At 48.0% G+C, this 22,211-nt stretch carries 20 protein-coding genes; 11 read left to right on the top strand and 9 right to left on the bottom strand.

Translation table 11 applies throughout. The annotated features are described in order from the left end of the window. Positions 1 to 112 precede the first annotated feature (112 nt). The 7 genes from Enr17x_RS16770 to Enr17x_RS16740 all read left to right on the top strand — a co-directional run bounded on the left by Enr17x_RS16770 (position 113) and on the right by Enr17x_RS16740 (position 8,687). Positions 113 to 1,372, top strand: a complete 1,260-nt coding sequence (locus tag Enr17x_RS16770; protein ID WP_145310669.1) for a sulfate adenylyltransferase — start codon at positions 113 to 115, stop codon at positions 1,370 to 1,372. 1,140 nt (positions 1,373 to 2,512) lie between these two features. Then, positions 2,513 to 3,049, top strand: a complete 537-nt coding sequence (locus tag Enr17x_RS16765) for a sigma-70 family RNA polymerase sigma factor (RefSeq protein ID WP_145310667.1) — start codon at positions 2,513 to 2,515, stop codon at positions 3,047 to 3,049. Continuing rightward, positions 3,046 to 4,419 (top strand): FecR family protein, encoded by a 1,374-nt coding sequence (locus Enr17x_RS16760; RefSeq protein ID WP_145310665.1) that lies wholly within the window; start codon positions 3,046 to 3,048, stop codon positions 4,417 to 4,419. The genes Enr17x_RS16765 and Enr17x_RS16760 overlap by 4 nt, the downstream gene beginning before the upstream one ends. Before the next feature lie 117 nt (positions 4,420 to 4,536). Next, complete coding sequence (locus tag Enr17x_RS16755) at positions 4,537 to 5,493, top strand: DUF1559 domain-containing protein (RefSeq protein ID WP_145310663.1); 957 nt, start codon at positions 4,537 to 4,539, stop codon at positions 5,491 to 5,493. Between the two features lie 76 nt (positions 5,494 to 5,569). Further along, positions 5,570 to 5,995, top strand: a complete 426-nt coding sequence (locus Enr17x_RS16750; RefSeq protein WP_145310662.1) for a hypothetical protein — start codon at positions 5,570 to 5,572, stop codon at positions 5,993 to 5,995. Positions 5,996 to 6,094: 99 nt separating this feature from the next. Next, positions 6,095 to 7,417 carry a Gfo/Idh/MocA family protein gene (locus Enr17x_RS16745; RefSeq protein WP_145310660.1) on the top strand — a complete coding sequence of 441 codons (1,323 nt, stop codon included), beginning with the start codon at positions 6,095 to 6,097 and terminating at the stop codon, positions 7,415 to 7,417. Position 7,418: 1 nt separating this feature from the next. Continuing rightward, positions 7,419 to 8,687 carry a DUF6807 domain-containing protein gene (locus Enr17x_RS16740; protein ID WP_198000629.1) on the top strand — a complete coding sequence of 423 codons (1,269 nt, stop codon included), beginning with the start codon at positions 7,419 to 7,421 and terminating at the stop codon, positions 8,685 to 8,687. Between the two features lie 91 nt (positions 8,688 to 8,778). Here the strand turns inward: Enr17x_RS16740 and Enr17x_RS16735 are convergent, their stop codons facing one another. Then, positions 8,779 to 9,432, bottom strand: coding sequence for a hypothetical protein (locus tag Enr17x_RS16735; protein ID WP_145310657.1), 654 nt, complete (start codon positions 9,430 to 9,432; stop codon positions 8,779 to 8,781). 167 nt (positions 9,433 to 9,599) lie between these two features. Next, complete coding sequence (locus Enr17x_RS16730; RefSeq protein WP_145310656.1) at positions 9,600 to 10,901, bottom strand: hypothetical protein; 1,302 nt, start codon at positions 10,899 to 10,901, stop codon at positions 9,600 to 9,602. A 486-nt stretch (positions 10,902 to 11,387) separates the two neighbouring features. On the opposite strand from Enr17x_RS16730, the gene Enr17x_RS16725 reads away from it, so the two are divergent. The 3 genes from Enr17x_RS16725 (at position 11,388) to Enr17x_RS16715 (ending at position 14,602) form a co-directional block, all read left to right on the top strand. Further along, positions 11,388 to 13,112, top strand: coding sequence for a hypothetical protein (locus tag Enr17x_RS16725; RefSeq protein ID WP_145310654.1), 1,725 nt, complete (start codon positions 11,388 to 11,390; stop codon positions 13,110 to 13,112). 379 nt (positions 13,113 to 13,491) lie between these two features. Continuing rightward, positions 13,492 to 13,782, top strand: a complete 291-nt coding sequence (locus Enr17x_RS16720) for a hypothetical protein (protein WP_145310653.1) — start codon at positions 13,492 to 13,494, stop codon at positions 13,780 to 13,782. A 268-nt stretch (positions 13,783 to 14,050) separates the two neighbouring features. Then, positions 14,051 to 14,602 carry an RNA polymerase sigma factor gene (locus tag Enr17x_RS16715; RefSeq protein ID WP_145310651.1) on the top strand — a complete coding sequence of 184 codons (552 nt, stop codon included), beginning with the start codon at positions 14,051 to 14,053 and terminating at the stop codon, positions 14,600 to 14,602. 87 nt (positions 14,603 to 14,689) lie between these two features. Here the strand turns inward: Enr17x_RS16715 and Enr17x_RS16710 are convergent, their stop codons facing one another. The 4 genes from Enr17x_RS16710 to kdsB all read right to left on the bottom strand — a co-directional run bounded on the left by Enr17x_RS16710 (position 14,690) and on the right by kdsB (position 18,832). Beyond that, complete coding sequence (locus Enr17x_RS16710; RefSeq protein ID WP_145310650.1) at positions 14,690 to 15,265, bottom strand: Maf family protein; 576 nt, start codon at positions 15,263 to 15,265, stop codon at positions 14,690 to 14,692. 52 nt (positions 15,266 to 15,317) lie between these two features. Further along, positions 15,318 to 16,247 carry a tRNA pseudouridine(55) synthase TruB gene (truB, locus tag Enr17x_RS16705; protein ID WP_145310648.1) on the bottom strand — a complete coding sequence of 310 codons (930 nt, stop codon included), beginning with the start codon at positions 16,245 to 16,247 and terminating at the stop codon, positions 15,318 to 15,320. 59 nt (positions 16,248 to 16,306) lie between these two features. Beyond that, complete coding sequence (locus Enr17x_RS16700) at positions 16,307 to 17,941, bottom strand: CTP synthase (RefSeq protein ID WP_145310647.1); 1,635 nt, start codon at positions 17,939 to 17,941, stop codon at positions 16,307 to 16,309. 135 nt (positions 17,942 to 18,076) lie between these two features. Beyond that, positions 18,077 to 18,832, bottom strand: coding sequence for a 3-deoxy-manno-octulosonate cytidylyltransferase (kdsB, locus tag Enr17x_RS16695; protein WP_145310645.1), 756 nt, complete (start codon positions 18,830 to 18,832; stop codon positions 18,077 to 18,079). Positions 18,833 to 19,085: 253 nt separating this feature from the next. On the opposite strand from kdsB, the gene Enr17x_RS16690 reads away from it, so the two are divergent. After that, positions 19,086 to 19,580, top strand: coding sequence for a DUF420 domain-containing protein (locus Enr17x_RS16690; RefSeq protein WP_145310644.1), 495 nt, complete (start codon positions 19,086 to 19,088; stop codon positions 19,578 to 19,580). A 14-nt stretch (positions 19,581 to 19,594) separates the two neighbouring features. Here Enr17x_RS16690 and Enr17x_RS16685 read toward each other — a convergent pair whose 3' ends face one another. The 3 genes from Enr17x_RS16685 to Enr17x_RS16675 form a co-directional block, all read right to left on the bottom strand. Further along, the gene (locus tag Enr17x_RS16685) at positions 19,595 to 20,029 is read right to left on the bottom strand and encodes a response regulator transcription factor (RefSeq protein ID WP_145310642.1); all 435 of its coding nucleotides are present in this window, start codon (positions 20,027 to 20,029) and stop codon (positions 19,595 to 19,597) included. Between the two features lie 205 nt (positions 20,030 to 20,234). Continuing rightward, positions 20,235 to 20,894 (bottom strand): phosphoribosylanthranilate isomerase, encoded by a 660-nt coding sequence (locus Enr17x_RS16680; RefSeq protein ID WP_145310641.1) that lies wholly within the window; start codon positions 20,892 to 20,894, stop codon positions 20,235 to 20,237. Positions 20,895 to 21,028: 134 nt separating this feature from the next. After that, complete coding sequence (locus Enr17x_RS16675; protein ID WP_145310639.1) at positions 21,029 to 22,201, bottom strand: lactonase family protein; 1,173 nt, start codon at positions 22,199 to 22,201, stop codon at positions 21,029 to 21,031. Between the last annotated feature and the right edge of the window lie 10 nt (positions 22,202 to 22,211).

The following is a 22,211-nucleotide window of genomic DNA, read 5'->3' as shown; positions in this document are numbered from 1 at the left end:
CCCCCGTCTGTTGCTTGAAGTTTTCAAGGTGTTTCCCTAATTTCGCTAGTAGAGACGCCATCAGGTTGGCGTTAGATCGAACACCCTTTTGTCAATATTGAGAATTCAAACGATGGCTGACCTAATTGCCCCTCATGGAGGTTTGAGCGAACCTGTCTGTTGTACAGTTCCCGCGGCGGAAATTGAGAGCTTCAAGGCCGAAGCTGCAGCACTTCCCCAAGTTCCTGTTTCTGCAGCAGATTTATCAACCGTATACCGTCTGGGAGATGGCACACTCAGTCCCCTGACCGGACCAATGACGGGAGACGTTTTTAATCGCGTTCTGGATGAAGCCTGTATCGAAGTGAATGGCAAGCAATATGCTTGGACCATTCCTTTGTCGCTTCCTGTTACTTCAGAGCTCGCAGCAACTCTGTCCAGTGGCCAAAAAGTCGCACTGACCAATCCCGCTGGAGAGATTGTCGCAACTCTGGATATTAAAGACGTTTTCGAATGGGATAAGCCCAAGTACCTCAAGAGTGTGTATCAGACCGAACGCACTGATCACCCCGGTGCCGCGATGGTGCTGGAAGGGGATGCAGACAAGACTCACTTACTGGGTGGGGAAATCAAAGCGTTACCTCAACCCAAAAACAGCTCATTCGGAAAGTATGTGCTCACGCCTCGTGAAGTCCGTGCTTTGATCGCAGAAAAAAGTTGGGATGCCGTTGTCGCATTCCAGACTCGTAACCCTCTGCACCGTGCTCACGAATACGCTTTGGTATACGGCTTGGAAACATTACTGCGTCAGGGCAAAAATGCTGGTGCTGTTTTGAATCCGCTGATCGGCGAAACCAAAAGCGATGACGTCAGTGCGGAGATCCGGATGGAGACCTACGAGAAGCTGATCGAAAACCGTGAACTCGGTGATGGTGACAGCGATCCTGAACTCTGGGGACCCCGTGATGACAGTCCTCCAGACCGTGTTCTGCTGCTCGGCCTGGACATCAAAATGTTCTACGGCGGACCAAAAGAAGCAGTGATGCACGCGATCTATCGCCAGAACATGGGCTACACCAATATTGTGATTGGTCGTAAGCACGCTGATGCTCCTTATGCTGATGGAACTGCGATCTGGGGTGACTTCGATGCCCAGGAAATCTTCAATAATCTGGCAGGGGAGTTGTTGATCGAACCCGTCAATGTCGGCTTTGCTGCCTATTATGAATCACTGGGCCGTGTTGACCTGATGGAAAACCACTCAGAAGAAAAACCCGTTTTCATCTCTGGAAAACAGGTTCGTGCGACACTGCAGGAAGGCGAAATGGTTGACCCGCGTATCATGCGGGAAAGTACTTCCAAGATTCTTGCAGAAGCCATGAAAGTTTCCTGATTCTAATTCAGGAAAAGTGAAGACAAACGAAAGGCAGACAGGCTCAGGCTTGTCTGCCTTTTTTCGTAAGCATTTATTCCTGTGAGACGAAACCGGCGGCGGGTGGCATCCATGAGGAAGTCTCTGTCAAGATCGTAGTGAGAAGAACGCGGAGGAACGTGTGTTGCCGCAGAGGCTGCTTGCAGTGATTAGAAACGGGACGGACCGCGAAAAAGTCTTGCAGCTACACCTGCAAATGTTGATTTCAGTGCAGGATGTTCATCTGCGTGGGGGCAGTGATATCGGGTAGGATTTGTTTTGTGTGGGTGAATTTTCTCTTGCTCGAGCACTGTTGGCAAGCCAACAGTGCCACACCCAAAGTCTGTTATTTATCAGAGATGATGGGATGTTGATTCGCTTGTTTTCACTGGGACTTCCTGTTTGTTGTGCTCGGGTTGCCATAGTCAGGGGGCATGCTTTGCTTGATCTCGTTTCATTCGCACTTTTCTTTTGGAGAGAACGTCGCCAGGCGGGCGGCCACATAGGGCCGCCCCCTACTTTTTTCTGGTATGAAATCGTGGACAATTCTCGTGAAGGTCGTGGGATAGTCAAGGGGAGAGTGAGATGATTCAGGTGGCAAGAGGGTGCAAAAATGTGTCAACCAGTGACGGGCGTGGTTGGCAGGGGGCCGTTATGCGTCGGCGTGTGTCGACCCGCATAACTTTTCCGGGGTTGGTTTGGGAAAATCAAGCTGAAACAAGCGGTTTATCGCATGCTGCTGAATGTTTCGTTCCCGGTATCCACCTGAACCAGTACTGCTTACGCGCGCGACACACAACGGGGTGAATCATGGCGAACGTCGGGTTGGCGTCAAGGGGATTCTTTTCAGTTACAAAATTTTGTGGTCAGGTGAACTGAGGGAGTCAGAGCGGCGACTCAGCTTCGCTCCTACTTACAGGCAGGAAACGGGGACACCGAAACGGAAATTTGAGACGATGCTGAAACTGATTTCTTTGACAATCGTTGGGAAGAGCATTTAATCTGAGGGGCAGGCAGTGGAGACTTTTTCGAGAAATGTTCGAAATTTTTCAGATTCGCGCGTAAAAATGTTCGATCTCGCGACCTTTATAGTGGGAGTTTCCAGACTTTTGAAAGACGTTCATGCCGACTGAAACAGGCTCACAATCTGAAGTAGCTCGACTGCTGACGCAGTATCGGCGTGCATTATACGCCTATATTTATGCATGTGTACGTAACAGCGCTGACGCCGACGACGTGTTTCAGGAAGTCTCGATTGCCGTGGTGGAATCGTTCTCCCAACTGGAAACAGAAGCAGGCTTCTTTCCCTGGGCTCGCGAGATCGCTCATCGACGTGTGCTGGCCCATCAGCGGAAATCGAATCGAGAAAAGCCATTGAATCCGCAGGTGCTCTCAGCGCTTTCGGAGGCGACAGAACGTGTCGAAAATCAACGGCCTCTTTCAACACGCCGAGAGAAACTGCAGGAATGTCTGGAACGGCTGCCTTCACTGAGCCGCGAGTTGATTGCCCGATGTTATAACGACCAGGGAGAGAGTGTAGGCATGGTGGCAGAACAGTTTGGTCAGAAAGTATCGGCCGTTTATGCTCGCATGCATCGGATTCGCGTCATCCTGCGCGACTGTATTTCCCAACGTTTGCAGGAGGAGGCGGCAGAATGATCAATCAAGATGACGATCGTCTATTGCAGGCATACCTGGATCAGAGACTGACTCCAGGAGAAACGTTTCAGGTCGAACAACGGCTTTGCCAGGAACCAGAGTTTGCGGATCGTTTGATTCAATTTGCCAGTGACGAAACTGTGATTACCGAATGGGCAGCAAATCTGGAGCCGTCTTTGAAAGAAACTCCTCTGCAAGATGAATTGCCAGTAGATGTTCCGGAAACAGTTTCAGAAGAGGTCACTGTGACAAGGGGACGATTCTTTATTCCATCGCTGGTGGTTTCCTGTTTGATATTGTTCATGGCTGGCCTGTATTTCTGGGGGCCACAGCTCGATGATGTTGACTCGGAAACCGTAGTTCTCAGTACCGGCGAACGGATTCAAAATCATATCCGGCAGACACTTGCGGAAGGCTCGGCGGAACTGCATTTTCCTACCGGCGCCAAAGTACTGATTTCGGCTCCCGCGGCGTATGAAGTCACCGGGAAGAATTCGATTCACTTGCGACAGGGAAAATTTATTGCCAATGTTCCCAGTACGGGAATTGGCTTTCAGGTAGATACGCCTCATGGGCGAGTTGTTGATCTGGGTACGCTTTTCTCAGTACAGACCGCTGATGCGGATGATACGCGGGTGCAAGTTTACCGGGGAAAGGTCATCGCATCTGTCATCGATGGTCAGGGAATTGTCAAAACCAGCCGACAGGTCGATGAGAATCAGTCGGCGAAAATTGATTATCAGAAAAATGAAATTGAGGATACTCCCGATTCCTATGAACTCAGCCGACGTTATGGAATCAAAGCGTATTCCAGTTGTGTCATCTTTCAGGAACAGATGCCTGAAGCGCTGGCGACCGGGAAGTATCAGGTATTTGAACATGACGACCTGGCATTTGTTTTCCCGGAACGACAGCAGGTCGTCTTGCCCCAGAATGTAACCGTCGAAGTCTCTCCTACAAGTGCAGAACAACAGGCGGGTAAAATTCTCAATTACAATATCTCGATTCCGCAGCAAACCAAAGTGGACTGTTTCCGTGTCTATTACGATCCAGCGGTCTCGGAGGGGCAATTCATTCCCGTAGAGGGCAAAATCGTATTCGAACGGCCGATACTGGGAGTGATTCTGAAAAAGAAAAGACTGAATCAGACCGATCGTTTTTTTCTGCCGCTTTATGGAACACAGCGGGAACACAACATCGCCCACCAGGGAACGGAGGTGGATCGGGGAATCTTCGATCCTAAAGACATTTACGATGAAATCTCGATTTCTGAGGATCGGAAAACGCTCTCGTTCCTGCTGCTTTCCGGAGAGCGGTTTGTGGATGAATTTCGTGTCCTCGTTGAATCCACAGAAACTCCTGCCCAATAAGTGATCCATCCTGAATACTCGCGACTCGATTCCAATGAATTGATCGCAGCGAATTATTAATAATCAATACGAGGTTTTGTATTACTGCGCTTCATTCATTTTATAAAGAGATGACTAATGAAAAATCAGCTGAAACGGAGAGACGGATTTACGTTAATCGAATTGTTAGTTGTGATCGCAATTATCGCCATCCTGATTGCTTTATTGTTGCCGGCAGTGCAGCAGGCGCGCGAAGCAGCCCGGCGGAGTACCTGCAAAAACAATTTGAAGCAACTGGGGGTCGCACTGCATAATTATCATGAGACACATAGTGTCTTTCCCTTCGCGACCGTGTGTGGCGTCAATATTGCTGCTCCTACCGGGCAGAACTATGCCCGGCAGTCCTGGTTTCACATGGTGCTGCCGTTTATTGATCAAGCTCCCTTATACAATAAACTCAGCGATGGATTTCAGTCGGGTACGGTGAGTGACTTTGCTTCGCACCCACAGCGTTCGGTGAAAGTGCCTGTGTTGATGTGTCCTTCCGATCCGAACAGCGGCAAGATCGGCAGTCAGAAAAGTACATTCTATTCCAATTATCTGCTCTGTTCCGGGTCAACAACACAAGGCGCGGACGGCACGTATCCCAAGTTGAACGGCATGTTTTTCAATCTTTCCAAAATTCGTTTCCGCGATATTACCGACGGAACTTCCAACACCATCGCTGCGAGTGAAATCAACCTGGTTGATGATACCGTAGGTGCCGGCCCGGTAGCGGACTGTCTGACTATCGGGGATTTGCGCGGACGCATCTGGGGCACCAAGTATGTGGGCGGGGGAACCTTTACCACTCTGCAGGGGCCGAATACTTCAGTGCCAGATACGGTGACTTATGGTTATTCAAGAGATTTTGCACCTATCAGCACGTCCTGTTCCAGCGGCGACAACGCCGTGTATGCCCGCAGTCGCCATGTCGGTGGTGCGCATGCACTGCTGGGAGATGGAGCGGTACGCTTCATTTCGAATAATGTCGACACCAGCACATTCCGCAGTTTGGGGACGCGCGCCGGCGGAGAAGTGATCGGTGAGTTCTAACGAGGAACTTGGAGTTTCAAGGTTTCGTGATGATGGGCATATTTCTGGAATCAGTTGAAAAAGAGAAGAGTCTTTGATGTTTTATTCAATGATCAAACGACTGGTATTAGTAATGACCGTTTTGAGCTTGCCGTTTGTTTTGCAGGGTTGTGGGACCAGTGACTCAGGGCCGGTGATGGTTCCCATCAAAGGGACCGTAAAAATAGATGGAACTCCTGTTCCCAAAGGCGATATCATATTTGAACCCGCAGATGGACAAGGACCCGCGGCGGCTGGCGTGATTTCGGAAGGTCAGTTTGAATTCGAAGCTCCCGTCGGCATGAAAAAAGTCATGATCTTTGCTTCCCGAAAGTCGGTGAAAAAAGGGCGGGACTTTGGGGAAGATCTGATGGAGTCGTACATTCCCACGAAGTATAATACGGAGAGCGAACTTCAGGAAAATGTCGATCCGGATGCAGAGAATCAATTTCAATTTGATCTCCAGACAAAATCATCAGGCTGAGTGGTCGAATGTGTCTGGTCGTAAGACCATTTCAGGCGGCTCCAGTAAATGGGAGTTGCTGGAGTTAACTGTTTTGAGTAAGTGAGAGGATCTAAAAGAATGAGTTCGTCATCTCGAATGACTCGCAGAGCGATGCTTAAAAATTCGGTGCTGACCAGTGCCGGATTATGGCTGGGGGCACATACCTCTCAGGGAGCGAGTCGCTCTGCGAATGAAAAACTGAATATTGCCTGTATCGGACTGGGGAACCAGGGGAAAGCGAATCTCGGGCTGGTTTCCAGTCAGAACATTGTTGCTCTGTGTGATGTTGACAGTGCCCGCACGGATAAATATCAGGCACGTTATCCCAAGGCAAAATCGTTTGCGGATTTCCGGGTCATGCTGGACCAGATGGAAGATGAGATCGACGCCGTCGTTGTGACCACGCCGAATCACACCCATGCGACCATCGCCATCAATGCGATGCAGCGAGGCAAGCATGTCTATTGCGAAAAGCCACTGGCACATTCAATTCATGAAGTCCGAGAGATGCAGCGTGTGGCACGGGAGCAAAATGTGGTCACTCAAATGGGAACACAGAATCATGCCGGCGATAATTACCGGCGAACGGTGGAATTGATTCAGTCTGGCGCCATTGGAGATGTGAAAAAAGTCCACGTCTGGTTTGGTCGTCCAGGAGGCTGGCGGCGTTATAAACATGTTGTCGATCGACCAAAGCAGCCAGAGCACATTCCGAAAACACTCAACTGGGATTTATGGGTGGGACCAGCGCCAATGCAGAACTTTCATCCCTGTTACCATCCCCATGACTGGCATTACTGGTGGGATTTTGGGAATGGAACGATTGGGAACATGGGCTGTCATTACATGGATCTGATCTACTGGGCGTTGAACTTACAGTACCCCGAAAGTATCGTCACTAAGGGACCGGATCTGCATCCCGATTCCACGCCATTCTGGCTGGACTGTCATTGGCAGTTTCCTGCACGGGATACGCAACCCCCAGTAGAAGTCGTATGGTACCATGGTCGAAACACTCCTCAACCGGTGCTAGACCTGGGAGGTCCCAAGTGGGCTGCTGGGATTCTGTTCGAGGGAGAGCAGGGGATGCTGGCTGCCGATTACGGGAAACGGATTTTGCTGCCGGAAGAAAAATTCCGTGGCTTTAAAGCACCCGCGAAAACGATTCCGGATGCAAGTAATAATCATCGAATGGAATGGGTTGAAGCCTGTAAAGGGAATGGCAAGACGCTGTGCCACTTCGATTATGCTGCTCCACTGACTGAGACGATTCTGCTCGGAAATCTGGCGTTTCGTGTTGGAGAAAAGGTCGAGTGGAATCCCGAAATGATGAGCGCAACGAATACAAGCAAAGCAGCACAATATGTGCAACGTGAATACCGGAAAGGGTGGACACTCTAGAATGAATAGAAAGACCCAAAAACGTATGTTGTTTATCTTGCAGAGAAAAGATGTATCTCTGGGCGTGATGCTGGTAGCGATCCTGTTTGGGCGACTGGCTGATTCCTATGCCGGACCGGCACTCTTATTGGAAGTCGCAGCCGGAAAACAGACGCGTCAAAACTGTGTCGTTTCGATGCCATTGCCTCCGGAGATGAAAGGCCAGCATCTCACATTGGTGCGCGAGGATGACGCGGCTGAGCTTCCCGTTCAAGTTGACCTGTCCACAGCGCAACCACAGCTCGTCTGGATTATAAACAAGCCTTTATCGAAAAATGCGACTCGCCGGTATCGGCTTTTCGCTCGTGAGAGCCAGGCGAGTCAGAGTGAGCAGGTTTCGGTCGCCGATGATGGATCGCATTTGAATGTTACAGTTGATGGTAAGCCGGTACTGACTTACAATCATGCGATTGTCCTCGCGCCGAGACGCGATCAGGCGTATTATGATAAAAGCGGTTACATTCACCCGTTATTTACTCCTGCTGGAAAAGTAATCACGGATGATTTTAATCCCGATCATGCGCATCAACATGGGATCATGTTTTCCTGGCGGAAAATGATTTTCGAAGGCCGGGAAAACAACGGTTGGGATCAGAAGTCAAAACTGGGAAAGGTCGAACACAACAAAGTCGATTCATTTACCAGTGGCCCGGTTTTTGGTTCGTTCACGGCGACCATTGATCATGTTGACCTGACCAGAAAAGCGGGGCCGGTCACGATGTTGAAAGATAAATGGTACGTGCGTGTGTACGCGATGGACAATCGGTTTCTGTTTGATATTACGTCCACACAAAACTGTGCGACAAAACAGCCAGTAACGATCGACAAAGTTCATTACGGGGGAATGACGATTCGTGGTCATGCCGACTGGCACGACGGTCATTCGTACGACTTTCTCACCAGCGAAGGGAAAAATAAAGTCGACGGAAATCAATCACGCCCCCGGTGGGTGGAACTATTTGGCCCGTTGGACGGCGAAACTGCGGGGGTGACGATTTTAAGCCATCCGGGAAATTTCCGGTTTCCTCAACCAGTTCGACTGCACCCAAAGATGCCTTATTTCTGTTTTGCGGTGGCATCCCCGGATGCATTTACGATCGAGCCCGGTAAGCCCTATGTCTCACGCTATCGCTTCTATGTGCATGACGGGAAACCAAGTGCCAGTGTGGATCAAAGTTTGTGGGAAGATTATGCAGATCCTCCGACAGTCAAAGTGATTCCGGAATCCTGAACATGTAGTGGAATGGAATAAAAAGAAAAAGCTGACCGTGAAGTTACTTCACGGTCAGCTTTGCTGTAGAGATCGAATGAGTGTGTGCCGATTATTTAATTGACTCAATCATTTTCACGATTTCTTCTTCGTTATAGGTGTCTGAAGCGATTTGAACAAACAGGAATGCAGGGCCTTTTTTGCCAGCGAAGACACCTGAGATCTGGTGGAACTCCTTACCGTTCTTGTCGGTTCCTTCCGCGAAGTTGAAGGTGACTTTTTTCCCTTTGATCATAAATTCGCGTTCTTCTTCTTTATTGATCTTGAGTTCCCGTTGATTTTGATTATTCTGCCGCATGTTTTTCTGGAACTCTTTTTCCAGATCGACCATGCCATCATCGGGAGTGCCGATACTCATCAAAATCAGAGCACCCTGTTTCGCGGCCTCTTCATAGATGGCCATACGCATTTCCATTCCGACAATTTTCATCGACATACCTGCCTGAGGCTTGAATGAGTCGGGGATGGTGATTTCGGTGATCTCATTCTGAATATCAATGATGTCTTCTTTTTTCTCTGTCATTTTGAATTCAGTACTTCTGAATGCATAAAACAGACCGCCACAACAGAGCAGTAAAACGACCCCTCCAACGCCGAGCAAAATCAGCAGGACTTTTACCCCGGTACTCATTCCCTGCTTGGGCTGCGCAGAAAATTCTTCGGGTTGAGAATCATTCTCTTCAGAGTAAAAGTTGTCGTCTGACATTGTTCTATTCACCTTTCCCAAACGTACGGATCAAAATGAGCTTTCAGAATCTGGCGATTCGAAATTTCCGGGTCCAGAGAAAAAATTAGCTCTGAACAGCGCAAGTCTATACAGAAACCAATAAAGAAACGAGCGTAATTCAAAACCGGTTCAAAAAAATCTGAGAATTATGCAGAATCTTCCACATTCTGCAGGGCTTTAAGCCGCTCTTCTTCTCTCCACTGCTTCTGCAATTTACGCCGTTCGCGTTTGCTAAGCCCTTTCAGCAGTTCGGGATCATGTGAAGAGTCGACACGACTTTTTTTGCTCGCAGTTTTCGGTTGCAGTTTTGGGGGAGCCTGCTTTTTAGCAGATTTGTTTTTAGCAACAGGGGCCTGTGGTTGCTCCGTGGGAGGCTCAGCAGTCTTTTTAGCGGTCGTTTTCGGAGTTGTAACCGCTTTGGGGGGCTGGGCCGCTTCGGATTGTTTCTGACTGGTATCTGACTGTTCCACTTCTGCTAAAGTTTTTTTTGCTTCAAGTTGTTGTGCTTTTTCAGCTAATTGTGCTTTTTGTCTGATTGCTTTAGCGACCCGTTTCGCTTTTCGCTTGATCCGTCGACGGTGCAGGTACGTTGTACAGACCTGCTTGAAGCGAGAAGGGGCTTTCTCAGGTAGATCGATGGACTGGTAAAGAAGGTGATGCACATGCAGAAGCAAACTGGTAAATAAACACCAATGTGCAAAGTACATAATCCCCGCAGCAATTAAGTGGTGATAGGCCTCCCAGGGAATGAGGTTTTCCGTCAGCATAAAAGTCAGGCTCACCACGTATGCGGCAGCTGCCATGATCGTGAAGTTCAAACCGGCGCGGTCTCCCCGCATTTCAAGGTAGGTCATCAGTGAGACAGTCAAGCCGAAGAGCAGAGCGGGAACCAGCCAAGCCAGTAGCTGAGTCTGGCTACCCCAGTCAAATAACCTCTGTTCAATTACCGTTGAAGCCCATACCTGATGCACTTGGGTGGTTGCACACAAAGCAAACAGGAAGAGTCCGGCAGCGACCCATTTCCAGAGCCGATATCTGCCTGAAAAATCATGCAGGCTTTGAGTACGCAGTGCTGCAATGAGCAGGGCAAGCTGACCTGAAACAAACAGAAGACCTCCGCTCAGGTAACGAGGCAGCGGACTCTGCTCCAGTGAGAAGTAGTTGAAGATAGCAGAGTCGGGTGAAGAGAACTCAGGCCGATAAAAGTCAGCAGTGATCAATCCCGCAAAACACAAGAAGACAGGCAGATAAAAGAAGCACAGTTTCCAGCGTCTGGGAAAGATTAATGTACGAAGTGGAAATTGCCCGGCTGCAAAGCGATGTGTCCGCGCAATCGTTTGCGATGCAGAATCATCGTTCGAATCATCAAGCGATTCTATCGATTCCGAAGCCAATCTACGACGTCGTCGTTCATCCATGGAACGCGAGCCAGCAAATCCAGTAGACATTGATGCTCTGTATGATCCTTCAACGAGATCTTTGTCGTTTATTCGAAAGAGTAATGCGAAAACTACATTTCGGTCCCCCAGTTAAGATCGGTGGGTAGATGCTGATTTTCGCAATTGAGAACGTACTTTACTCTTTACTCATCGGTAAAGAACAAATTCTGTCACAAGTCTGGATCCTGATTTTGCTATAACTTGGGGGAGTCATGTCTGGCATGTTTGGTGTAACTGGTTTATTTGGTATCGGCTTAGTAATCGAAAAACACTGGCTAAAGCTGCCAGGGTTCCCATATTCACAATTCATGTATAGGGAACCGCCTATGTTTTATTGGGGATTATGCGGGGATAGTTCTTAACTCGTTCACTGTGAAAGGTTTAAAAATGTCAGACTTTATCAGCGGCAAAGAGTCCTCTCGGCATTCAACACGGTATATAATGGGAGCTCAAATTACGGGCCACATACAATTTGAATAAATGGAGTGTTGATTGATGTTTGCTAACTGGAAGACTTTTCTGACGTCTGTTTTACTTTTCTTTCCGATTGCATTTGCATCGGCTGCTACCAACCCCGAATCTGCTATTTCCTCAGAAGCCGGTATTGTGATTCGGCTCAAGCAGCCCAAGCTCACACAGCAGAATATTACGGGGTTGCTCAACCAGGTCGACGAGACAGTAAGTGGTGTCTTGTCTGGGAACTTACGGACGTTTCTAGGGCGTTCGATTTCCAATCCTGCTTTGGCCGGTATCGATACGTCGCGCGACATGTATGTGGGGGTGTTTCTAAGTCAGGCAAACCAACCAGGCTTGCTTTACGTGATCCCCGTGAGCGAGCAGAAAGCGGCTCAGGAAGCACTGGGAGAAGGCTATCACAGTGCCGTTCTAGAGGACTGGATTGTTTACAGTGAAGATCAGAAACTGGTTGATCAGGCTACTTCTTTGCTAAAGAGCCGAGAGAAGGGTTTTTCTTCTCAAATGTCCGCACGCTCACGGGACCTTTTCGCGAAGGGGGATTTATCAATTTATGTGAACTCAAAAAAACTGGTTGAAATCTATCAGCCACAACTTGTACTGGCAGGGCAGAAAGTAGATCAGACGCTGAAACAACTTTCTGCAACAGTCAACACAGCACCTGGTGTAAATGTGAAACCGATGATGGCAATGTATTCCGCATTAGCAAAAGGCGCACTGCAGGCGGTTCAGGACTCTCAGAGTTATACTACGGCAGTCAAAGTCAACCCTTCCGGTCTAGGAGTCGAGAGCCTGTTTGAAGTCAAAGAAAATTCGGTTACGGATCTGTTATTTCAGGCAAATCAACCTCAGGAGTTCGCACAACTCGGAAAATTTCCTGCTGATCAACTGACCTATTTCGCTGGTGCGGGGAATACCGATGCGTTGATTACCTGGGGAATGAGCTTCACGGCTCAGATGTTTGATGAGACAGAACAGAATGCCGAAGCCAAAGCCCAATTCGAATCGATTGTGAAAGAGATTCGGAACTTGAAATTTGGCAGTTATTATTTTTCATTTGAATTAGGCAAGCTGTCGGAGGGAGTTCTGAATGCCTATACGATTTCCGAAGTAAGTCCCTCTGCTGAAATGAGAAAATATACACGACAGATGATGTCGTTGATGAAAAACCTCTCACTGCCTGGTATGCAGCAGCATGTGACGATGACGCCTGACGCGGAAAAAGTGGGGAATGTCACAGTCGATCTGACCGTGATCAAACAGGAAATCGACCCCAAATCCGACCCGCTGCAGATTCAAAAACGTATGTTGGAAGTACTTTATGGACCGATGGGGATCACCAATCGGATGGCGTACCCCGAAGGAAAAGTCTTACAGGCAATGGGAGCAACTGCTTCCATGAAAAAATTTCTGGAAGCGCTGAACGCTCCTGCTGATTCGAAGCAAATAGCACAAAACCAGTCTGCGTTTAAAGCAGCACGAGAACAGGGGCAGAGAAAAGCGAATATTCTGGCTCTGGTTGATGTGCCGACAACCGTCTTGAAAATCTACAATATCCTCGCGGAAAGCCAGCAGAAAGAGACACCTTTTTCATCAGAACTGGCTAAAAAACTTGGGATTTCGGCCTCGTATCTGACATTCAGTTTATCTACCGACAAGCAGTCATTGACGACCAAAACTTATGTCCCCGTCCAGAATTTGAAAAGTGGGTTCAAAGTCTTTTCAGTTCTTTCTACTCAAAAATAGTCTGAACTACGGTCGTATCAAAAAAATAACTGAAAATATGTACGAGTCCTTTCCAGGAGGGTGTATAGTCGTAAGTGACATCTGTAAAAGTCTTTACAAGGAATGATTTCTCCTGGAATTTGCGTGACCCAGTAAGAATGTGTTGCGATTTCATAAAACATCTCTTGAAATAATCGATATTTTACCGAAAACTGTCAAAAATACGCGAACCAAAGACAATCTGTGGATGTCTAGTTGGTGTAGAGAGGTTCTTGACTATCAATCTGAGAATCTCTCCCGATTTGTTTTGTGAGCGGATTGAATCCGTTTTTTTACTTATGAGGCACAAGCCTCTCTTTTTTAGTCTCTTTCTCTGCGGTTTAACGCAGGAGGTGCACTGATGATTTTTTCTAAACAGAATCGTCGTTTCGTCGTCAAAGCAATTAACAATAGCGCGTTTGTCAAAACAGCCGCTGTCGTGAAAGCCATTGATGTCGTCCGTGCCGCCCTCCGTCTAGATGCGTTAGACCCTCTATATGGAGAACGATTGTCGGAATCCGGTGGTATGCCGGGGACCCCCTCGATGAGTTGGCATAGTTGTTGTCAACATCAACCATCGATGCATCTGCAATATCAAAGAGATATGCAGATAACGGGTACCAGGACCACTGTGACCGGAACTGCTTCATAAGCAGTCTCCCTTCCCTGCTTTTTAGCAGAAAATCGTTTACTCAAAGTGGTTGGTTAAAACCCATCAGGTTTTAGCTGACACTGCCATGTTTGATGGCGAGAACCTTACGTAGGGCACCTGAATTACTGGCTGGAAGAGCTAGACTCTTTCTCTGGTCTCACGGCTGACTCATATGTTGATTGGTTCTCAACTCGAATGTGATTAGAGCAACCACTTTGAACATCTATGAACCAGAGTCCTTGAATAAGGACAGAGAAGAGAAAATACAATGGAAGATCAGCACTTAATTCAATTAGTTACTGCCGCTCAGAACGGAGACCGGGACGCATTTGGTTCACTTGTTGTTCAATTTGAATCGACAGTCTTTGCCATCGTGATGAAGCGATTGCGAAATCATGCTGAGGCCAGTGAAGTAACGCAGGATGTTTTCATTCAGGCGATGCGTAAACTGTCTCAGCTGAACGCTCCAGAGCGATTCGGTGGATGGTTGCGACAGATCGCAGTTCGGATGTCAATCAATCGAGCTGTTCGTCGGCCTAACGAGTGCATTCAGAGCCCTGATACATTCATCGTCCTGGACGATGATCCAGAAACTCCTTTGGACAAAATTCTGGAAAGTGAACGGGCAACTGAATTACGCGGTGGTCTGGAACAGCTGGGCGAAGTCGACCGTGAAACGTTGATCTCATTTTATTTCAAAGGACAGTCTTTGAAAGAAATGAGTCACGAATTTGATCGTCCTATTGGTACGATCAAGCGTCGTCTGCACACCGCACGAAACCGTCTGCGGGAAGCTCTGCTGGACTTACAGTCCGTCTGAGTAAACTTTGTTTTTGTTGAATCAGCAAAGCCTGCAGGAGGAAACTTCTGCAGGCTTTGTGTTATTATTAGAAGTCGAATCGAGAAATCAGGGGAGAGTCACTCCCGCTTTGATCAAGAGTGTGGTCAAGGCGATGAGAGGAATGCCGGTGATAGCGGAGTGATCGGTTGACTGGATTTCTTCAAACAGTGTGATTCCCTGACTTTCCAGTTTGTATGCCCCCGCACAGTCAAGGGGCTGATCGAATTGGACATACCGTTTGATGGCGTCCTTGTCCAGTTGCCGCATTGTAAGAGTCGTCTGGTTGATGTGTGTTTCGATGAATTCAGGTCCGGTGACTGCAATGGCCGTAATCAGTGTATGGGATTTGCCTTGCATTGACATCAACTGGTCAATCGCCGCCTGTTCTGAGCCTGGTTTGCCCAGGATCGTATTTTCAAACGAGACCAGTTGGTCTCCTCCGATTACGATTGCCTCGGGGTTCTGCCCAGCGACCTGTTTGGCTTTTTCCAGTGCCAGTACCTCGGCGAGTGTCTCGGGAGTAAAGCCGGCCTGCTTAAACAGCGCCTCGTCCACTTGTGGGTCGCGTGTTTCGAAATTAAGCCCCAGCCGCTTCAATTGTTCGGCACGATAGGATGATGTGCTGGCCAGGATGAGTTTCATAGGTGGCTCCGTCGGTGGATTGATTCACCAGACTATGTGATTTCGAAATCGATTAATTAGATTGTTGATAATAGACCTGTCTCGGTGACAGTTGATGGAGCGATTGATCCCACTCGGCGATGGCAGCGAGTGCGCCTTCCTGAGAGATCACCGCAATTTCAGTAATTTGACTGGTATCAGGAAAATGTTCCGGGGTGCATTTGAGCTTGCGTCCCTGGCTGAGAAACATGAGTTCCCGTTCATTGCACTGATACTGCGGCAGATTTGTGACGGCTAATGCTGCTGGTTGCAGGTGTTGAGTAATCGATTCGAGTGAGAGTTCTTCATCCAGCTTCATTGCGGTATCCAGACCGAACTGTCCAATCCGTGTCCGAACCAGTGATGACATTGTTGCACCCGTTCCTAATTGCTCTCCCAGATCGCGCCCTATGGACCGGATGTAGGTTCCCGAACCGCAGACAATCCGCAATTGAAATTGAGGAAATTGAAATGCCGTTAATTCGATTTCGTAGACTTCCACTGTTCTTGGTTGAATTTCAAATTCTTTACCCTGTCGCGCCAGGTCATAGGCCCGCTGCCCGTTGATGTGGACCGCCGAATATTGCGGGGGGACCTGATCAATGTGACCCAGGAAGGTCGGCAAGCAACGCTCCAGTTGCTCGCGAGTGATAGGCGGGCAGTCGGGGGTATCGACCACATTTCCGGTGATATCATCCGTGTCGCTTCGTTTCCCCAGGATGAATTCGCCGACGTATTCTTTGGGTTGATCCTGCACAAAACGAATCAGCCGCGTTGCCGATCCAAGGCAGACTACCAATATGCCTGTCGCCAGAGGATCCAGTGTACCAGCGTGTCCGACTTTCACTGGTTTGATCCGTTTCTGGATCTGATTCACCACCTGGCGTGAAGTAACCTCGGGTGGTTTATGGAGATTCAGCAAGCCGGATAAATTAAGGCCCGTTGCAGTTTCTTTGGAACTCATTGGGGAATGTTTCCATTATCCTGGTGCGTTCCAGCACAGACATCTGAGTACATCACTCGTTAAACAGTCACGCGGACTTTCTGTTGGTGGTAATTCAAGGCCGCTGCAACAAAGCCGGCAAACAGTGGATGTGGACTGACGGGCTTAGATTTGAATTCCGGATGGAACTGCACGGCGAGGTACCAGGGGTGATCCGGAATTTCTACAATCTCGACCAGATTTCCATTGGGGCTGGTGCCTGTTGGAATCATGCCGGCTTCAATCATCTGTTTTTTATATTCGGGATTGAACTCATAACGATGGCGGTGCCGCTCGCTGATGGAATCAGCGCCATAACAGGTATGGGCCTTTGAGTCTTTGGTGATGATGCAGTCCTGTGCTCCGAGACGCATCGTGCCCCCTTTTTCCGTGATTTCTTTTTGTTCTTCCAGCAGACAAATCACAGGGGCGTTGGTTTCACTATTGAATTCGGTACTATGCGCGTCGGGTAAGCCTAACACATTGCGCGCAAATTCAATTACCGCACATTGCATACCCAGACAGATTCCAAAGTAAGGAATCTTGTTTTCGCGGGCATACTGAACCGTCGCGATTTTTCCTTCAATTCCCCGTTTCCCAAATCCACCAGGAACCAGAATTCCGTCGACATTGGAAAGTAACTTGTCAGCACCTTGGCGTTCGACTTCTTCCGCTTCAATGCGTTTGAGAAGAATTCGTGTGGAATGATGGAAGCCGGCATGAAACAGAGATTCATAAATCGATTTGTAAGCATCTTTATGATCGATGTATTTCCCTACCACGGCGATGGTCACTTCGTGTTCCGGGTTTTTGATGCGATTCAGCAGAGTTCGCCAGTTGGAAAGGTCCAGTGGTTCTGCATCTAACTGTAATTTGCGAATGATGAGTTTATCAAGTCCATCGTTTGCCAGGCCTTCTGGTACTTCATAAATTGAAAATTCCGTATCGACTTCTTCGATGACGGCCCCTTTTTCCACATTACAGAACAAGGCAATTTTGTCAGCATGGTCCTTGTCCATGGGGCGTTCGGTTCTGACGATCAAGACATCAGGCTGAATACCAATCTGGCGTAATAACCCCACGCTGTGCTGGGTGGGCTTGGTTTTCATTTCCCCTGCGGCTTTGATGTAGGGGACCAGCGTCAAATGAATGAACAGACAGTTTTCTTTTCCAATATCCAGCGGGATCTGACGAATTGCTTCGAGGAAAGGAAGTCCTTCGATATCCCCGACCGTTCCTCCCAGTTCGGTGATGACAACATCAACGTCTGAGCTGTCGAGGTTGTAGACTGACTCTTTAATTTCATCAGTGATGTGCGGAATCACCTGTACGGTGGCACCCAGGTATTCGCCACGGCGTTCTTTTTCGATAACCCGTTGATAGATTTGACCGGTTGTATAATTCGATTTGCGGGAGAGCGGGCTGTTTGTAAATCGCTCATAATGACCAAGGTCCAGATCCGTTTCCGAGCCGTCATCTAATACATAGACTTCGCCATGCTCATATGGATTCATTGTGCCAGGATCGATGTTGATGTATGGATCGAGTTTTTGCATACGGACCCGTAACCCACGTTGTTCTAAGAGCAGCCCGATTGAGGCGGAAGTGAGTCCTTTTCCTAACGAACTGACAACGCCGCCGGTGACAAAAATGTGTTTAGTCGTGTGTTTGGTCATTTCACTATCTGCTAATTAAGTCGTGATATTTCTTGTGTTGATTCAAGTGCGACGCAGGCTTGTTGCTGCATTTGAAAGAGTTCATCGTTTCCAATTGTTCGATGATCTATTTTACCCAATGCCACCGTTTGTTGGCTATGAATTTTCCTGATTATAACGTGTTACGAACTGAGCGTAATCCTCCGGAGTATCAATCCCTACAGAAGGATGTGCAACTTGGGCGACTTGAATCGTGGCACCGGTCTCCAGAGCACGTAGTTGTTCTAATTTTTCCAGCTGTTCCATTGGTGTGGGAGGAATTTTCGTTAAATCCAGCAAAAATGGTCTACGGTACGCATAAATACCTAAATGTAACAGCCAGGGACTCTGCTCGGGTAACAGAGTTGCCGGCTCAATATCTCTGGTAAAAGGAATTGGCAGGCGACTAAAGTACATCGCAGATCCGTCGGTGCGACAGACTACTTTGGTGCAGGATGAGTCTTGTAATTGTTGAACATCCCGAATGGGAGTCGCTAACGTTGCCATCTCAGCCTGAGATGACTGAAGTAAAAGCTCGATTAACTGGTCAATAAAATCTGGGGAGATTTCTGGTTCATCTCCTTGAATGTTAACCAGAATATCGGCATCAAAGAGTTCTTTGACAGCGACTTCTGCTATCCGATCGGTACCGCTGGGATGCTCACCTGTCAGGAAGGCTTTCCCTCCAAATCCATGAACGACTTCCAAAATCTCCAGACTGTCGGTGGCTACGATCAAGCGGTCTAATTTTTCAGAGCTTGATGCAGCCTCCCAAGTGTGTTGAATCAAGGACTTTCCGGTCTCATTCAGTAATAATTTTCTGGGGAGACGGGATGATTGCAGTCTCGCGGGAATCACGCCGCACACTTGCACGTGAACACCTCCTGTGTTTCCTGATGAACGGCTCAATTAAATAATGCTAACGCTTCGACAAGCCCAATTTATCAACAGTCTGTCTGCGACTTCAAGCGGAGGATCACCAAAACTGGATCTTTCGCTTAAGTAATCTTTTTCGTCAGGGAAATCTGACAATAGACAGGCTGATCTTGGAGAGGTTTGAAAGTTCTGATATTGTTCGACATCAACAGGTTAGAAACCAACCCCTCAAATAAAGCAGGATTCTCAGATGGAACACGGATTCTTAGGCTATCGCTCAACATTTATGTTGGATTTCGTCGTTTCTGCACTCATCTTGATCGTACCCTTATTGTTGTTCAGCCTGTTTACCGTCAAAATCAAACGCAATTTTGCACTGCATAAAAAGCTGCAGATTTTGCTTGGGGCGGTATTGCTGGTGGCAGTCTCTGCGTTTGAAATTGATGTGCAGATCATGCATGGGGGATGGCAGAATATTGTCAACCAGCGTGAAATACCACTGACGCCAGAGCAATTTGGTTACGTAAAAAAGGTACTCTATGTCCATCTGGTCTTTGCCATCACGACCCCAATCTTCTGGGCGACGACTCTGTTTCTGGCACTCAAGCGAATTCCGAATCCCCCCGCACCCTGCGCGCATAGCAACCTGCATAAAAAACTGGGCTGGATCTCCACAATTGATATTACGCTGACATCATTGACAGGATTGTACTGGTACTATGTAGCTTTTGTGGCCAGTGCCTGACAAGCAAGGTGGGTTCAGGATTTTTTACGTGAGCGGGTAATGGGACCCTTGGCAGGTTTCTCAGATTCATCACTGTTTTTGTCTTTGGCTAAGACACGTGCTATGGCTTCCAGAAAAATATCCATAGCAAATGGTTTTCTCAGATAGTCGTCGACTCCCAGCATTTCCGCATACGCTTTGTGCCGGCCCCCTTCGTTGGCAGTAATCATAATAACCTTCGGTGGAGAAGGAAGTGATTTCAAACTTTCCAGAACAGGAAAACCTCCCATCTTGGGCATCATCATGTCGGTAATCACCAGATCGGGATTCTCAGACTGGGCCAGTTTCTGCCCTTCGAGACCGTTTGGAGCCACTATGATATTGTATCCCGCTGATTTGATGACACCACTTAGTGTGCTGGAAATCTCGCGGTCATCTTCGATCAATAAGATTTTATAATCGGTTGACATATTATTATTCCCTGGAGAAACAACTTGTTTCTCACCTCTCCTGTAGTTTGCTAGCGACTCATCGTCACACCTTCAGACATTCCTGTCTCGGATATATGGTATGACTCTATTCCGCGATTCTCAAGGCAGTTATATAAAACTGTCTCGATTCTTCATTATTCTGCCTGTTACTCTGCGCTATTATACCGTCTTTAGCAAAGTTTTATCACGCTTTTTCTGCTTCAATCAGGAACTCTTTGACCATATCTTGACTTTTGATACCAGGGGCGTTCTCCACTCCACTGGCAGTATCGACGCCAAACGGTTTTACGGTTTGGATTGCCTCAGCTACATTTTGAGGGGTTAATCCCCCGGCCAATATCAGAGGGGGCCATTCTCGTTCACGGTACTGGTCGTGGATCATCTCCCAAGGGGCAACATGTCCTGTCCCCCCATAGGCCTGAGGTGAATAAGCGTCGATTAGCACATAATCCGGGCGTTTTCCACATTGGTCACATTCGGTCAGAAAATCTGTCAGGGGAGACAGATCCGGCTCCTTGGCACGAAACGCACGTATGATTTTGAGCTCTGGAAAAGATTGCACCAATTCGGCTAAAAACTCGGGAGGCTCATCGCCGTGTAGCTGGACTATTTTTAAATCAAGTTCATTACAAACGGATTTTACCTCGATCAGAGAGTGTTTAACAAATAGTCCGACCAGTGCGGTGTCCCGATCGGACATTGCTGTTTTGATCTTGAGGGCTTGAGCGACATCAATTGAGCGGGGCGAGGGCGAATAAAAATTCAGTCCCAGCGCGGATGCTCCCAAGTCTGCGATCATACAAGCGGTATCAGGATCCTGGATCCCGCAAATTTTAACCCACATCGATTAGAGTACTCTGCTTAGAAGTCTGAAATGATTAGCCACCTGTTAGTGCGGTATGCTTGGCTTAGGCGCATCCACCTGATGGTGAATTTGAGTCCCTGATGGAACTGTCGTAATTATAGGTTACTTCAGTCCTAAGGTGTAGATGGTACAGGCAGGAATTTGATACAGACTGGTTTGGGAACCTGAATTTCATGCCCTGTTTCTTTTAGGACTCCGGTTTTTTGATTGATTTTGAAGACGACGATATTGTTTGTCTCCTGATTGGCAGCCAGTAAGAATTTTCCGGTCGGATCAATCTTGAAATTCCGTGGGATTGCACCACCAGTTGATTGGAAACCGAGGGAGGTCAATTTTCCGGTTTGTTCGTCGATCCGGTACATTGCCAGTGTGTTGGGACCCCGATTTGAACCATACAGGAATTTACCTGAAGGGTGTACCTGAACTTCTGCGGTTGAGTTTCCTTTTGCGGGGGTTCCTGCAGGAACCGTGGAGATCGTCTGGATTTCCTGAAACGAACCATTTTTTGAGTCATAATCCATGGCGGTAATCGTTCGATTTAGTTCATTGATCACATAACCCCATTTTCCGGTTGGATGAAAGGCAAAGTGCCTTGGACCTGCACCGCGAGGGAGTTTGATTCCTGGAATTGAGTTTGGTTTCAACGAGCCGTCTTCAGAGTCAAATTGATAAACCAGCAGTTGATCAATACCCAGGTCGGCGACAATTGCGTGTTGATTTTGCTGATCTAGGTTAATTGAATGGGCGTGCGGTGCTTTCTGGCGGGCCGGGTTCACACTGGAGCCTGTGTGTTGAACAAACGACGCACTTTCTTTTAGTGTTCCATTTTTGCGAATAGGGAGCGAGCAGATATTCCCGCCTGTGTAATTGGCGACCAGGACGTACTTTCCCGTCTCATCAACGACAAGATGGCAGGGGGCTGCGCCTTTTGAGGATTGCTGGTTGAGGAATTTTAATTCGCCTGTTTGGGGATCAATAGAGAAAGAACTGACAGCACCCGCTTTCTGGCCTTCAAAATCGGAAATTTCATTAACGGCAAATAGAGTTTTTTGGTTGGGATGAATCGCAAGAAATGAGGGATTGTCCACATTTTTTATCGTTTTTAGATGCGTCAGTTTACCTGACTTGGGATCCATTTGTAGTTGGTAGATTCCCTGACTGTCGCTGCCGCGGGTGTAGGTGCCGACATAGACCCAGAACTGTTCTGCCGCTGATGTCGACTGAGTCGGAAGTGAGAGACTTAGCATAAAAACAATCGCCAGCAGGAGTTTGTAAGAGTTGATCATGGACGAACCT

The organism is Gimesia fumaroli, from assembly GCF_007754425.1.
GTDB classification, from domain to species: Bacteria; Planctomycetota; Planctomycetia; order Planctomycetales; family Planctomycetaceae; genus Gimesia; species Gimesia fumaroli.
The sequence above is the reverse complement of the archived record's forward strand: the minus strand, read 5'-3'. Positions and strand labels throughout refer to the sequence as shown.

Coding starts and splice junctions, on each gene's coding strand:
- Enr17x_RS16700 (WP_145310647.1), bottom strand. CDS start 17,941: ATGACCAAACACACGACTAAACACATTTTTGTCACCGGCGGCGTTGTC.
- Enr17x_RS16725 (WP_145310654.1), top strand. CDS start 11,388: ATGTTTGCTAACTGGAAGACTTTTCTGACGTCTGTTTTACTTTTCTTT.
- Enr17x_RS16715 (WP_145310651.1), top strand. CDS start 14,051: ATGGAAGATCAGCACTTAATTCAATTAGTTACTGCCGCTCAGAACGGA.
- Enr17x_RS16685 (WP_145310642.1), bottom strand. CDS start 20,029: ATGTCAACCGATTATAAAATCTTATTGATCGAAGATGACCGCGAGATT.
- truB (WP_145310648.1), bottom strand. CDS start 16,247: ATGAGTTCCAAAGAAACTGCAACGGGCCTTAATTTATCCGGCTTGCTG.
- Enr17x_RS16760 (WP_145310665.1), top strand. CDS start 3,046: ATGATCAATCAAGATGACGATCGTCTATTGCAGGCATACCTGGATCAG.
- Enr17x_RS16730 (WP_145310656.1), bottom strand. CDS start 10,901: ATGTCTACTGGATTTGCTGGCTCGCGTTCCATGGATGAACGACGACGT.
- Enr17x_RS16770 (WP_145310669.1), top strand. CDS start 113: ATGGCTGACCTAATTGCCCCTCATGGAGGTTTGAGCGAACCTGTCTGT.
- Enr17x_RS16710 (WP_145310650.1), bottom strand. CDS start 15,265: ATGAAACTCATCCTGGCCAGCACATCATCCTATCGTGCCGAACAATTG.
- Enr17x_RS16720 (WP_145310653.1), top strand. CDS start 13,492: ATGATTTTTTCTAAACAGAATCGTCGTTTCGTCGTCAAAGCAATTAAC.
- Enr17x_RS16675 (WP_145310639.1), bottom strand. CDS start 22,201: ATGATCAACTCTTACAAACTCCTGCTGGCGATTGTTTTTATGCTAAGT.
- Enr17x_RS16735 (WP_145310657.1), bottom strand. CDS start 9,432: ATGTCAGACGACAACTTTTACTCTGAAGAGAATGATTCTCAACCCGAA.
- Enr17x_RS16745 (WP_145310660.1), top strand. CDS start 6,095: ATGAGTTCGTCATCTCGAATGACTCGCAGAGCGATGCTTAAAAATTCG.
- Enr17x_RS16740 (WP_198000629.1), top strand. CDS start 7,419: ATGAATAGAAAGACCCAAAAACGTATGTTGTTTATCTTGCAGAGAAAA.
- Enr17x_RS16750 (WP_145310662.1), top strand. CDS start 5,570: ATGTTTTATTCAATGATCAAACGACTGGTATTAGTAATGACCGTTTTG.
- Enr17x_RS16765 (WP_145310667.1), top strand. CDS start 2,513: ATGCCGACTGAAACAGGCTCACAATCTGAAGTAGCTCGACTGCTGACG.
- Enr17x_RS16690 (WP_145310644.1), top strand. CDS start 19,086: ATGGAACACGGATTCTTAGGCTATCGCTCAACATTTATGTTGGATTTC.
- Enr17x_RS16755 (WP_145310663.1), top strand. CDS start 4,537: ATGAAAAATCAGCTGAAACGGAGAGACGGATTTACGTTAATCGAATTG.
- Enr17x_RS16680 (WP_145310641.1), bottom strand. CDS start 20,894: ATGTGGGTTAAAATTTGCGGGATCCAGGATCCTGATACCGCTTGTATG.